General features: G+C 52.9%; 10 protein-coding genes. 9 read left to right on the plus strand and 1 reads right to left on the minus strand.

The genetic code is table 11. From position 1 onward, the window contains the following. Positions 1–83: 83 nt before the first annotated feature. Positions 84–1061 carry an aldo/keto reductase gene (locus AC6B99_RS24300; protein WP_099517456.1) on the plus strand — a complete coding sequence of 326 codons (978 nt, stop codon included), beginning with the start codon at positions 84–86 and terminating at the stop codon, positions 1059–1061. A gap of 22 nt (positions 1062–1083) precedes the next feature. Here the strand turns inward: AC6B99_RS24300 and ilvA are convergent, their stop codons facing one another. Next, positions 1084–2352 carry a threonine ammonia-lyase IlvA gene (gene ilvA, locus AC6B99_RS24305; RefSeq protein WP_081418665.1) on the minus strand — a complete coding sequence of 423 codons (1269 nt, stop codon included), beginning with the start codon at positions 2350–2352 and terminating at the stop codon, positions 1084–1086. A gap of 361 nt (positions 2353–2713) precedes the next feature. On the opposite strand from ilvA, the gene AC6B99_RS24310 reads away from it, so the two are divergent. The 8 genes from AC6B99_RS24310 (at position 2714) to AC6B99_RS24345 (ending at position 13171) form a co-directional block, all read left to right on the plus strand. Continuing rightward, entirely contained in the window at positions 2714–3553 is an 840-nt protein-coding gene (locus AC6B99_RS24310; RefSeq protein ID WP_235533076.1) for a hypothetical protein, read from the plus strand. Between the two features lie 120 nt (positions 3554–3673). Next, complete coding sequence (locus AC6B99_RS24315) at positions 3674–4126, plus strand: flavodoxin (RefSeq protein WP_056031783.1); 453 nt, start codon at positions 3674–3676, stop codon at positions 4124–4126. Between the two features lie 61 nt (positions 4127–4187). Next, positions 4188–4979, plus strand: a complete 792-nt coding sequence (locus AC6B99_RS24320) for a hypothetical protein (protein WP_494863865.1) — start codon at positions 4188–4190, stop codon at positions 4977–4979. A gap of 256 nt (positions 4980–5235) precedes the next feature. Continuing rightward, positions 5236–6858 carry an extracellular solute-binding protein gene (locus AC6B99_RS24325; protein ID WP_494879018.1) on the plus strand — a complete coding sequence of 541 codons (1623 nt, stop codon included), beginning with the start codon at positions 5236–5238 and terminating at the stop codon, positions 6856–6858. A gap of 138 nt (positions 6859–6996) precedes the next feature. Further along, a complete protein-coding gene (locus tag AC6B99_RS24330) occupies positions 6997–8055 on the plus strand; it encodes an ABC transporter permease subunit (protein WP_494879017.1) in 1059 nt (352 codons plus the stop codon). A gap of 15 nt (positions 8056–8070) precedes the next feature. Then, positions 8071–8940 (plus strand): carbohydrate ABC transporter permease, encoded by an 870-nt coding sequence (locus AC6B99_RS24335; RefSeq protein ID WP_056031773.1) that lies wholly within the window; start codon positions 8071–8073, stop codon positions 8938–8940. A gap of 68 nt (positions 8941–9008) precedes the next feature. Then, on the plus strand, positions 9009–11573 hold the full coding sequence (locus AC6B99_RS24340; RefSeq protein WP_496664423.1) for a helix-turn-helix domain-containing protein: 2565 nt from the start codon (positions 9009–9011) through the stop codon (positions 11571–11573). Between the two features lie 74 nt (positions 11574–11647). Beyond that, positions 11648–13171, plus strand: coding sequence for a sulfatase family protein (locus AC6B99_RS24345; protein ID WP_496664424.1), 1524 nt, complete (start codon positions 11648–11650; stop codon positions 13169–13171). Positions 13172–13220 lie beyond the last annotated feature (49 nt).

A 13220-nucleotide genomic window follows, 5' to 3' on the forward strand; every position in this document is an offset into this window, starting at 1 on the left:
TGCAGGTTGGTGGCGGAATTTTGATCATGTATAATAGGAAGGGTATGGCAATCATAAAAAAATTGAAGGAGTGACTTTCTTTTATGCAATACACTTATTTGGGTCAGTCGGGTTTGCGCGTTAGCCGCTTATGCCTTGGTACCATGAATTTTGGTGTGGATACAGATGAGAAGGAAGCGTTCCGGATTTTGGATGCTGCGCTAGATGCGGGCATTAATTTTATTGATACGGCAAACATTTATGGCTGGGGTGAAAACGCCGGACGTACTGAGGAAATTATCGGAAAATGGTTTAGTCAAGGCGGCGGGCGCCGTGAGCGCACCGTGCTGGCAACCAAAGTATATGGCGATATGAGTGATAATCATGATGGCCCGAACCGGGAAGCCGGCTTGTCCGCTTATAAAATTCGCCGCCATCTGGAAGGCTCGCTGCGACGTCTGCAGACGGATCATATTGAGCTTTATCAGATGCACCATGTGGATCGGAACGTACATTGGAATGAATTGTGGAGCGCTTTTGAAACGGCAGTCTCGCAAGGCAAAATCGGGTATGTCGGCTCCAGCAACTTTGCTGGCTGGGATATTGCGGTAGCACAGGGCGAGGCAAAGGCTAGAGGGATTTTGGGGCTCGTATCCGAGCAGCACAAATATAATTTGCTGTGCCGTCTGCCGGAGCTGGAAGTGCTTCCTGCATCGAAGGCGCTCGGTCTTGGCGTTATACCGTGGAGTCCACTGGATGGCGGGCTGCTTGCGGGAAATCACCGCCGGGATAATGGCGGACGCCGCAGTGGCGACACCAAACGTCTGGACAAGCATCGTGCGCAGCTGGATGAATATGCGAAGCTTTGTGATGAACTGGGTGAGCCTGAGGATCTCGTATCGCTCGCATGGCTGCTGGCGAATCCGGCGGTTACGGCTCCGATTATTGGGGTGCGTACGCTGGAGCAATTCGAGCGCTCGCTTCGTGCGGTTGAACTGGAGCTTGATAGCGCGACGCTCGCCCGCATTGATGAGATTTTCCCAGGGCCGGGCGGCGACGCACCTAAAGCTTACGCTTGGTAATCGGTGAATGAATAGCCGTTCATCAAATTAATAAATTGAACAGCACAGGGTCTTTGTTCAGCTCGATGAAGGAGTAGCCTTTCATATGCATGCGGCTGATCAAAGGCTCATAGTCCTCGCGGTGCTTCAGCTCAATGCCGACGAGTGACGGGCCATTGTCCTTATTGTGCTTTTTCGTATACTCGAAGCGGGTGATGTCATCGGTCGGACCGAGCACATCATCGAGAAATTCTCGCAGCGCACCCGCGCGCTGCGGGAAATTTAGCATGAAATAATGCTTGTATCCCTCATAAATGAGCGAACGCTCTTTAATTTCCTGCATGCGGTCAATATCGTTATTTCCTCCGCTAATGACGCATACGACTGTTTTTCCGGCGATTTGATCCCTGAACATATCAAGCGCGGCAATGGGCAGCGCGCCAGCTGGCTCCGCTACAATCGCATTTTCATTATAGAGATCGAGCATGGTCGTACAAATTTTGCCTTCGGGAACAGGCACGGTATCATCTAGCAATTCGCGGCAGATCGCGAACGTCAGCTTGCCGATCCGCTTCACGGCAGCGCCATCGACGAATTTGTCGATATGCTCAAGCGTAACGACTTCCCCGGCATCGAGCGATTCTCGCAGCGACTGTGCGCCTTCCGGCTCAACGCCAATGACTTTCGTTTCCGGCGAAATGGCTTTTACATACGAAGCTACGCCAGCTGCCAGGCCGCCGCCTCCAACGGTTACAAACACAAAATCCGGTACCGTATCCGACGCTTCCATCAGCTCTTGTCCAACGGTGCCATTGCCGGCAATGATTTTCAAATCATCAAAAGGATGAACAAAAGCCGTTCCGCTGCGTTCGCTCTCCTTAATGGCTTCTGCATAAGCATCATCAAACGTGTCGCCGGTCAAAATAACTTCAACACTATCCCCGCCGAAGAAGGACACTTGATTCACCTTCTGGCGCGGCGTTGTGCTAGGCATATAGATTTTGCCTGGGATGCCGAGCGCATGGCAGGAGTAGGCAACGCCCTGCGCATGATTGCCTGCACTTGCGCAGACGACGCCAGCGGCAAGCCGCTCTGGCGGCAGCGAGCGCATAAGATGGTAGGCTCCGCGAATTTTAAAGGAGCGCACAATTTGCAGGTCCTCGCGTTTCAGCAGGACGTTGCAGCCGTAGCGCTCGGAGAGCACGCGGTTATATTGCAACGGCGTGCGGAGAATGACGTCTTTCAAATGCATTTGAGCATGAACGATATCTTCAAGCCCAACTCTAGGCGAATGTGATGATAAATATTCCATGTGCAGCCACCTTCCGGGATTAACATTTTGCGAAAGCTTCCGAACGCGCTGCGCCGCCAGAGGACGGCGACAGCCGTTTCACCTTTCAGCTTGCTTGTTGTTGCTCATTATAGCATTATCGCAGGCAATGCATAACCATGGAATTAAAGGGGAAGGGCTAGGTAGTATGGCAAAAGAATGAACAAAGGGCGAATGCTGGCGACGGCCCGGGATATTTTCCAATTCCGATAGATAATGATTGACATTAGGTATGAGAATAGCTATCATAAACTACGAAAGTGATAATCATTATCAGTTTGTCTACCTATACAATGATGAAAAATAATATACGATAGTATATATTGATGGAGCTGGTTTAATCGTGGCAGAGTTTAATCGCAAGGAGCATCAAATGAATGATGCGCCAGCCGAAACGGGCAAGCCGTGGAATTGGCAGCTGTTCCCGTTCTCATCAGTGAAGGCGGGCGAGGATGCGCTGTATGTGGCATCTGTCGGTTATGGCGTCTATCAGATTAACAGTGAAGAGCAGTGGATGAAGCTTGGCGCAGGGATGCCGCAATCGGCAATGGTTAATCGACTGCAGCTGCAAAGCAGCGTGCTTCATGCCTGTACGAGCGAAGGGCTTTATCAATATACGAATGGCGAATGGGTAAATGATGGTCTCGCCATTCCTTGCTATCAATACCGGATGCTTGGCGGCACGGGCTATGCTGCAACGGATTATGGGCTGTGGTCAAATTCGGGAAGCCGCTGGGAAAAGACAGCCTGCGCCGACAAGCGGGTATATGATTTCATGAACCTGCCGCAATATCTCGTCGTTGGCCATGAAAGCGGAGTCGCGCTGTACGACCGTTTTATGGATGAATGGTCCGAGTTTGAGCTGGACCGTGCGGTTACAAGCCTTGCTGTATACCGGGGCCATCTCATTGGCGTCAGTGATCGCGGCGAGCTGATGATTGGCGACAAGAAGGGGCGGTTCGACCGCATCCGCTTTAGCAAGCAGTTTATTTTCTCCATTGTTGCGAAGGGGAAAGATATTTATGTATGTACGGATAAAGGTTTGTTCCAGCTCGCTTATATCCGCAATCAGGTGACGCTGCTGTCTGTGAAGCTGGGTATTCCGGTAACGGATGTGGATCTGCAGGGCGACAATTTGTATATGGCAACGTTGTTTCAAGGTATTCAAATGTTGGATGCCTAGTTCATATAAATTTAGCCATTGGCGCGCGGAGGATAGGTTGCTCTCCGCCAGCTGATGGGAAATGAAGCGGCCGATTGTCCAAAATGGCGACGGCTATTTACACTTGGGAGGAATGTAAAGGTGTCAAAGGTAATTGTGGTATACGCGAGCATGACGGGAAATACAGAGGAAATGGCTGAGGCGATTGTTGCTGGAGCACAGGAAGCGGGCGTTGAAGTGGTATCGAAGGAAGCTTTCGATGCAAATGCAGCTGATTTGCTGGAGTACGATGGCATCATTATCGGCGCGTATACTTGGGGAGACGGCGAGCTTCCAGACGAAATTCTTGATTTCTACGAAGAGCTTGAAGGACTTGACCTCAGCGGTCGCAAAGCAGCTGTATTCGGATCGGGCGATTCCTCCTATCCCGTATTCTGCGGAGCGGTCGATACCATCGAAGCGAAGCTGCGCGAGCTGGGGGCGGAAATTGTATCCGAGAGCTTGAAGGTGGAATACAACCCTTCCGATGATGAGAAAGAACAATGCAAAAACCTAGGCAAGCAAGTAGCTGGCCTTGTAACCGTAGCTGGATAATAAGCAGGGCAGCTATTGCTGCTTCTTTTGTTAAGACCTGAAAGAGAGAAGGTGGCCGATTATGGAGCAATCCGCAGCAGTAAAGCTGATTGAGGATTACAAGTTGGAAGAGCTGCTGCGCTGCCCCTATCGGTTCATAAAAAGGCAGACGGCGAAGAAACGGGCAGGCGAAGTGAATGGTCGCCAGCTTATGCAATTCGCTGTCAGCCATATTGTGAATGATTTTTATGAGCTTCCGCCCCAAGCCCGTACAGCCGATGTAGTGAAGCAGCTGGCAGAGCGCTGGTGGACAGCGCGAGTAGCTAAATTCGATAATGCCGAGCATTATTGGGATTCGAAGCTGCAAGCGGTTGCACATTTGACGGCATTTTTAATGGAGGAGCAAGAGGCGGCGCCGATTATCCGATTCGAGCAGCATCGCACCTTTGTGGAGCCGCTCGATATGGAGCTGACGCAAATTTTTCAAATTGTCGCCGAAGATCCGTACGGGACGAATACCGACTATATTGTGCAAAAGTTTGTTGTGGACGAGGATGAGGATGTCATCCTGACGTTCCAGCACATGACCGCCGTATTTTGTAACAGCGCCTTCGGCAAGCTGCCGAGCCGGATCGACGTCTTGTCGGTGATGAGCGGCCAGCGGATTTCCTATTATCCAAGCGGCGCAGATATTCCGCAGTCCTTGGATTATATGAGGCTCGTGCAGACTATGCTGCCCGAAGCCGAGCGGCTGCGCAAAAGCAACAATGCGGCGGAATGCCGGAGCTGCCCGCTGCGCAGCGAATGCTTCACCAAGACGGCTGAAGCAGCGGCCGAGGCCGTCCTGCAAAAGTCAGCCAGCCTTACTATGTAAGCTAGAGCATCGTTCGATGGTTCATCGAATGATGCTCTTTTTTCATGCCTGCTATCAGGTAGCACTATGAGCTGAAATACGCATTATACCGCGAAAATACAGGGGAAATACGGCTGTGCAAAAAAGTGAAGTTGCAGGAAATTGCCGTATTGTATAAAGTACAAGACAGGTTGCGGGCGGGAATGTGCTGCATTAAAGCCGATTATACCCATGGGATAAATGAAAATTTTGAGGAAATGGAAGGGGACAGGTGGATATGGCAATACGTTCAGGAATAAGGAAAAAAAGATGGGCTCGCGGAGGGATGGCGGCGCTGCTCGTCATGACCTTGCTGCTATCTGCTTGCGGAAAAGCTTCTGAGTCTGCAGGTGCGAACCAAGGAGGGCAGAGCAGCAGTAGCTCGCCAAGCGCTTCATCGGGCAATGAAGGCGCAGAAGCGCCGCTTGAGCTAAGCATTATGACGATTACGCCAAGCGCAACGCCAGCTGCCGATGATAATGTCATTAAACGCGCAATTGAAAAGGCGACGAATTCGAAAATGAGCATTCAGTGGATTTCCAACAACATATATGGAGAGAAGCTGAATTTAACGCTCGCCTCGGGCGAAATTCCCGATCTGATTATGGTTAATGATCCATTCGCAAGCACGTTTATGAATATGGCGCTGCAAGGCGCTTTCTGGAATTTATCCGATTATATTAAGGATTACCCGAATCTCGCAAACCGCATTCCGGATATCGCTTGGGAGACGACGAAGCTGTCAGATGGCGGCAATTACGGCGTGCCGCGTCCACGCTCGGTCGATGGAGAATCGTTCTTTATTATTCGCAAAGACTGGCTGGATAAGGTCGGCCTTGAGGTGCCAACAACGACGGATGAGCTGAAAACCGTTATGAAGGCATTTGTTCAAGATGACCCGGACGGCAACGGTGTGGCAGATACGACGGCACTTGCTGCCTACATTGATCCGGCAGACCTTGGCTTTGGCGGCAATATCGGGCCTGTTCTGGGCGCGATCGAGAGCTCTTTTACAGGAGTGAACGGCAATTGGAAGTGGGATGAGGCGACCAAGCAAATGATCTTTACCGCGTTCCTGCCGGAAACGGAGCAGTCGCTTGCGTATTTGACAGAGGCCTATGCGAATAAAATGATGCCGGAGGACTTGCTGTCGCTTAAGCTGACGCAGGTGCGCGATTTGTTCAAGGCGAATAAAGCAGGCATTATCGTCGACAAGACGGGAACGATGAAAAATATTTATGCCGATGAGCTTAAGAAGGTGGCTCCTGATTTTAAATATACCGATTTTTACCCGCTGGCGAATTTGAACGGCTACAATCCGAAGGGCGGCGGCTACAACGGGATTCTTGCCATTCCGAAGAATGTGCCGGAAGAGAAGATGAAACGGATTTTGGAGCTGCTTGATACGTGGATGAATGAGGATGTATATGCCATTCAGCGCGATGGGCTGGAGGGTATCCATTATCGTGTGGAAAATGGCGAAAAAATCGTCGATGGCGAGAAGCTGAAGGCCGATAATGCGTCCGACTTCAACCATATTGTGAACGTGAGCGATGTCGTATGGGATACGAAAGCTGGAACGGAAGAAGAGACGGCAGCAAATGAACTGTTCCAGAAGGTCAATGAAGAGCGGGCGAAAACGTACGCTGCCAACATTGCCGCGGGGCTGCAATCGGAGACGGGCCAACTGATTTTGCCAGAGCTGAACAAAAAAATCCAGGATTTGAAGGCGAAAATCATCCTCGGACGCGAGCCGCTCAGCGCTTGGACGGCGTTCGTAGAAGCAACGCGCAAGGACCCTCAGGTGCTGAAAATGACCGAGGAAATTACGGAATCGTATTTGAATCGAAACGCGAAGTAGATGTACAAGATTTACAAAGCAAAACACCTATGCTATTATCTTAAAACCAATTAAGTGCATAGGAATAATATAAAATCAACCTGCTGCGCCCACCCATTTCATGGAGCGGTGCGGCAGGGTGAGGAGGGGCAGCGTTTAATGAGCCCAATACATTCATATGACACGACGACGGAGAACACAGCTAAAACGACAACTAAAACGACAGTTAAAATAGCAACCGATGCCGATGCAGCTATAACAGTGGCTGATGGCAACAAGCAGAACGCGGGAAGCAGCGGCAGTCAAAAATATTGGAAAAGCCTGCGTTCAAGCCTTCGGCGCGACCAATCGCTTTATTTGCTGGCTTTGCCAGGGCTGTTATTTTTCATTCTTTTCAAATATGTGCCGATGTGGGGCGTACTGATCGCTTTTCAAAACTATTTTCCGTTCAAAGGAATGTTAGGCAGCGAGTGGGTCGGGTTTGCCCACTTTGCCCGTTTTTTCGCTCATTCGGAATTTATTTTGCTGTTTCGCAATACGCTGGCGATCAGCCTGCTGAATTTGCTGCTCTTTTTTCCCGTGCCCATTATTGTGGCCCTTTGTTTGAATGAGCTGCGCAGCATGCTGTACAAACGGATCGTGCAGACGGTCATTTATATGCCGCATTTTCTATCATGGGTTATCATTGCCGGCCTGACCTTTTTGCTGCTGGGCAAGGGGGAGGGGCTTGTCAATGCGATGCTTGAAGCCGCTGGGCAACCGCGAATTGATTTTTTAACGAACCCGGATTCGTTCTGGATGCTCGTGACGCTGCAAGCGGTGTGGAAGGAAGGCGGCTGGGGCACGATTGTATTTTTGGCGGCGATTGCGGGCATTGATCCGCAAATTTATGAGGCGGCACGTGTCGATGGAGCGGGCAGGCTGCGCCAAATTTGGCATATTACACTGCCGGGCATCCGCGGCGTTATCGTAATTTTGCTCATTCTTCGGCTGGGCGACATTATGGATGTGGGCTTCGAGCAGATTTTCCTCATGTATAACGGGGCGGTATCCGAGGTAGCGGAAGTATTCGATACGTATGTGTACAGGGTCGGCATTCAGCAGGGCCAATTCAGCTACAGTACGGCCGTCGGGCTATTCAAATCTGTCATCGGCCTTATTCTGGTGCTGCTTGCCAACAAGCTGGCGAAGCGGCTGGGCGAGGATGGCGTCTACTAAAAGGAGCAATGCAATATGAAGCAACGTTTCGGCGACCGTGTGTTCCAAGCGGCTAATGGCCTGTTTCTCGGGCTGCTGGCGTTGGTGACGGTATTCCCGATTTATTATGTGTTTATCGTTTCGTTCACCGATCCGAGCGAATTTCTGCTTAAGAAGTTCGTTTTGTTTCCGCAAAAATGGTCCCTCGAGGCGTACGAATATTTACTTTCGACGAAGGCTTTCCCGCGCTCGCTCGGCAATAGCGCGTTTCTGGCCGTCATCGGCACGCTGTGCAGCCTTGCGATCAGCTCGTCCTTCGCCTATGCGCTGTCACAGCGTCGGATGCTGCTGCGCAGGCCGCTGATGCTTCTGGTGCTGCTGACGATATTGTTCAGCCCCGGCATCATTCCGCATTATTTGCTCGTTAGAGAGCTGGGGCTGATCAACAGCCTGTGGTCGCTCATTTTGCCATCGCTTGCGAACGGCTGGACGGTGCTGCTGATGAAGGGTTTCTTCGACAGCCTGCCCGCCGAGCTTGGCGAATCGGCAGCGATGGATGGCAGTGGCGCGGTGCGGACGTGGCTGACCATTATTTTGCCGCTGTCGCTGCCGGCGCTGGCGGCATTCGGGCTATTTTTCGCCGTCGGCTATTGGAACCAGTTTTTCTCGGCGCTGCTGTATTTGAATGATGCGGCGCAATGGCCGATTCAAGTGCTGCTGCAAAATATGCTGAAAAGCGCCTCAACCATCGACCTGACCATTCCAGGCCAGGCTGTGGAGGCTCCGCCGTCAGAAATGCTCAAGATGGCCTCCGTTATTATCGCGATAACGCCGATTTTGCTGGTGTACCCTTTTTTGCAAAAGCATTTTGCCAAGGGTGCGATGGTCGGTTCTGTGAAAGGGTAGGCAACGGGCACATGCTGCATGCCGCATGCCATAAGCGTTGAGGCTTAAAAAACGAAGGAAGGCAGGCGATGGCGATGGGAATCAGACGTTTTGCAGAGGGCTTAGGAAAAGGCAGGCGCACGGAAGCGGCGGCTATGCTGCGCGGCTCTTATTTTCGCCGGAGTTTGGCGCTTGTGCTGCTCATCGCCTGCATTCCGGGCCTTGTGATGGGAATTGTCATGCATAAATCGATTACGGTGAAAATGGAAACGGTGCTCCAGCATTTGCACCATGAGCAGATCGAGCAGCGGGCGCGGACGATAGATGAGCAGCTGTCGGCGCTTGAGCTGTCCTTCTCGCAATGGGCTTTCGATCCCGTATTCGATAATCGGCTGCGGCAGCTGGACTTCGTCTATAAATACAAGCAGGTGCATGAGCTGTACCGCACGCTGCTCATTATGAACAATTCGCATACATTAGTAAAACAGGCGGAGCTGTTTCTGCTGTATCCGCAGCCGCTAGTCATGAAGCCGGACCGCTATGATTTTATCGATGATCTGGACAAACTCGAGCAATATAAAGCGCTGCTTCGTCAGTCTGTGGGCGCCTATTGGACCCGATCCGAAGGCGGCAAAGCGCCAATGCTGGTCAATCGCCTGCCGGGCGGAGAGGAGAAGCCGCTGGGCATTGTGACGACGACGATCGACGAGAATAAGCTGAACCGGCTGCTGGATACGCTCACGCCTTATACAGAGGGAGAGACCTTTCTGCTCGATAGCGAGGGCAATTGGCTCATGAATGGCAGCGAGCCCGCATCGCCGCTTGCGGCAAAGCTGCGCGAAGTCTACTTGCAGCATCGCGGCTCAGGCGAGTCCTTGCGCTTGGAATATGGCGATGAGGCATATTCCGTCTCTTACGGCAGCTTTCGCCGCCTCGGTACGGATTGGATTTATGTGTCCGCTGCGCCCATGACGGCGGTTATTGCGCCATCGCTGCTTATTTCGCGCTTTATATTAGCGGTTAGCGCAGGCGGGCTGCTGCTGGCACTTGCGCTGTCATGGATCGGCTCGCTGCGCATCTATTCTCCGGTGGCCGGCCTGCTGGCAAGGCTGATCGGGGACAAGCGCAGCGGCGGCGGTTTGAGGCAGCGGGAGGAGGGACGCGACGAGTTGGGCGCACTGGAGCGGCGCTGGCGGGGAATGGAAAGGGAGCGTGAGACGCTGCGCAGCAGGCTGGAGCATCATATTCCAGTCATCCGCGAGAGCTTCTTGCTGCAGCTGGCGCAGGGCCATCTGCCTGAGCTTGCCGAAGCGGAGCTGCGGGAGCGGCTGGAGCAGCTCGGGGGCGCGGCTGCGCAGGACGGCGGCAGCTGGGCGGCGCTGGTCGTGCAGTTTCGAGGTGGCTCCTTCGGTAGCGGCTTCGGAAGCAGCGAGTCGTCGCCGCGGCAAAGTGAAGGCGATATCGCTTCACTTGAAGTATCCGAGCTGCTGGCGGAGCTTGCAGTGCGGCAGGGTTATGCTGCTGAGCAGCTGCATTTTCACGATGGCTCGATTGGGGTGCTGCTGGCGCTGCCTAAGCTGGATGCGGCTAGCGATTTGGCTGCACTAGAGCAGGAAGCCGATCAGCCAGCTGATCAACAGAGCGAAGCTGGGCCATCCGGTAGTCAACGGCATGCCAGCGAGTCGAATGCCGATGAGCAGCATACGCAATTGCTCGGTTTAGCCAGCGAGTTGACTGCTCAGGTGGAGCAGACGCTTGGTCTACGCCTGACGGTTGTAGTTGCGGGTACCGTGCTTGAGCTGCGCCGAGTTCCCACGCTGTTCGAGAAAGCGAAGCAAACGCTGCGCCACCGTCTGCTTGCGAGCACGCAAACGGTTATCGATCTAGCGCAGCAGGAGCAGCAAGCCTCCGGTGCAGATAGCCCTTATCCTTTTGCGCTCGAAAATGACATCGTCTATGCGATACGCAGCGGCAGCGGGGAGGAAGCGATGGAAGGCATTAGCCGCTTCATCGGCGAGCTGGCTTCCGGAGAGGCTTCTGCTGCAGAGGCATCTGGGGAAGGTGGCGATGCGGCAGGCGAGCAGGCTCTCAGGTATCGTCTATTGCAGCTGCTTGGAACGATTCAGCATGCAATGATGCAGGCTGGCGCCAATCCTGTACAGCTGTTCGAAGGCAGGCTGCTCCTTGATGAGCTGCAGCAGTTGAACCATACCCACGATGTGCTATGGTGGTTCCGTCATCAAGTGGTCGACGTGTTTATTCGCGAGGTTGCAGGCAAGCAGGAGAAGCAAATTCAGCAGGCCATCTATAAGATGAAGGAGCATGTGGACAATGAATATGCCTCTGTCCTGTCGCTTGAAGCGCTTGCTGACGCCTACGGCATGAATTCCTATACGCTTAGCCGATCCTTTAAGCAGGCGTTTGATTGCAATTTTATCGATTATTTAACGAAGGTTCGTTTAAACCATGCGAAGGAACTGCTGCTGCATTCCGACCTGAAAATGAATGAAATCGCGGAGCTGGTCGGCTACCAGCCGAGCTACTTCAATCGAACGTTCAAAAAAAGCGAGGGCATTACGCCAAGCCGCTACCGCGATGTCGTTCGGAGTGCGGGAGAGCCGACCCGCTTGCACAGCTTGGGGCAGGGGAAATAAGGCCCGAGCCTAACTTTAAAGCAATCATAAGGCAACCATATAGTAACCATAAAAGCAGGAAGAAGAGGTGAACGATGGCCAATCAATCAGAAGAACAGCCAACGATTATATTTCTAATGACCGACCAGCAGAGATGGGATTGTATCGGCAAATACAATGCCCATATTCATACGCCAAACATTGACAAGCTGGCAGAAAAAGGGATTGCGTTCAATCAGGCGGTATGCCAGTCGCCGATGTGCGTCCCAAGCCGGAGCTCCATGATGCTGGGCTATTACCCTTCGCAGCTGGGCGTCCGCACGAATTACGGCGGCCTGTTCGACGAGAGCCGGCTGCCAGCGGAGCCGCTTCCGGCTATTATGCAGCGGGCCGGCTATCAGACGGCGGGCTTTGGCAAAACCCACTGGAACCACGGCCAGGGCGTGGAAGAGCCGGATACGCGAGGCTTTGAGGTGCGGGCAGTCGGGCTGTCCCGTACAAGCGGGCATTATGAGGCAGGCGCGATTATGATGGGCGATGTCAACCCGGAGGCGCTCGAAGCGTATCACCGGGAAACGGCCTCCTTCGGGGGCGGCGAGGAAAATTCGAACGGCTACATTGGCCTAACCAGTACGCTGCCGCTGAACCATCATCGCGACGGCTGGGTGGCGGAGCAGGCGCTTGCTTTTATCGATGAAGGGCTGGATGCTTCGCGGCCTTTGTTTTTCTACCTATCTTTTCTCAAACCGCATGCGGGCTTGAATGTGCCGAAGGAATTTGAGGATTTGTATGATCTGGAGCAAATTCCCGATATTCCGCAGCCGCCTTGGGAGGTGGAAGAGAACACGCATCTACAGGCAACCGATGATTTAAATGCGAACAGCAAAGAGGTTTATTTGGAGAAAAAGCGCATTTGGGAGCAGATGAGTCCACTTGAGCAGAGACGGACAACGCTGCGGTATTGGGCCAATTGCTCGTGGCTTGACCATTATTTTGGCCTTGCTTTGGACAAGCTGGAGCAGCAGGGCCGGCTCGAAAATGCACTCATTGTATTCGTCTCTGATCATGGCGAAATGCTGGGCGAACGGCGCTACCGCTTCAATAAATATAATCTGTATGACAGCAGCGTGCGGGTGCCGATGATTTTGTCGGGCTCCTATATTCAGCAGCATAAGTGGGGCACTGAGGATGAGCGGCCAGCCGAATTAATTGATCTGGTGCCTACATTGACTGCGGCTGCAGGGCTTGAGCGCAATCCGATGCTGCCGGGCTTCGATCTGCTCGGTGAGACGGTGCGGCGGGGAAGCTTCTGCGAATTTCACGGCAAGGGGGTAACCGCACCGCATTCGGCGCCCGTCTATATGTGGCGAACGAAGGAATGGAAGCTGATCCTCTACATCGATGGTTCGGTGCGGGATGCAGCGGCGCGCGTAGACGAAACGAAGGGCGAGCTGTATCATTTGGCGAACGACGCAGGAGAATGGCATAATTTATATAGTGATGACCAACATGCGGCCACTCGGGAGCGTCTTAAGACGGAGCTGCTGATGCATTTGGCCTCAGCTTGGTCCAAAGGCCCTTTTTTTTACGATAAAGGCGGCCTTCAGGCGCTTCAATAACCGATGGAAAAATAAGGCGAGAGCCAGCTTGGCGGGACAACGATGTCCG

The organism is Paenibacillus liaoningensis, from assembly GCF_059609455.1.

What these genes read in the sequence shown, in the direction of transcription:
- AC6B99_RS24300 (WP_099517456.1), top strand. Translation starts at nt 84, where the DNA reads ATGCAATACACTTATTTGGGTCAGTCGGGTTTGCGCGTTAGCCGCTTA.
- ilvA (WP_081418665.1), bottom strand. Translation starts at nt 2,352, where the DNA reads ATGGAATATTTATCATCACATTCGCCTAGAGTTGGGCTTGAAGATATC.
- AC6B99_RS24320 (WP_494863865.1), top strand. Translation starts at nt 4,188, where the DNA reads ATGGAGCAATCCGCAGCAGTAAAGCTGATTGAGGATTACAAGTTGGAA.
- AC6B99_RS24325 (WP_494879018.1), top strand. Translation starts at nt 5,236, where the DNA reads ATGGCAATACGTTCAGGAATAAGGAAAAAAAGATGGGCTCGCGGAGGG.
- AC6B99_RS24330 (WP_494879017.1), top strand. Translation starts at nt 6,997, where the DNA reads ATGAGCCCAATACATTCATATGACACGACGACGGAGAACACAGCTAAA.
- AC6B99_RS24335 (WP_056031773.1), top strand. Translation starts at nt 8,071, where the DNA reads ATGAAGCAACGTTTCGGCGACCGTGTGTTCCAAGCGGCTAATGGCCTG.
- AC6B99_RS24340 (WP_496664423.1), top strand. Translation starts at nt 9,009, where the DNA reads ATGGCGATGGGAATCAGACGTTTTGCAGAGGGCTTAGGAAAAGGCAGG.
- AC6B99_RS24345 (WP_496664424.1), top strand. Translation starts at nt 11,648, where the DNA reads ATGGCCAATCAATCAGAAGAACAGCCAACGATTATATTTCTAATGACC.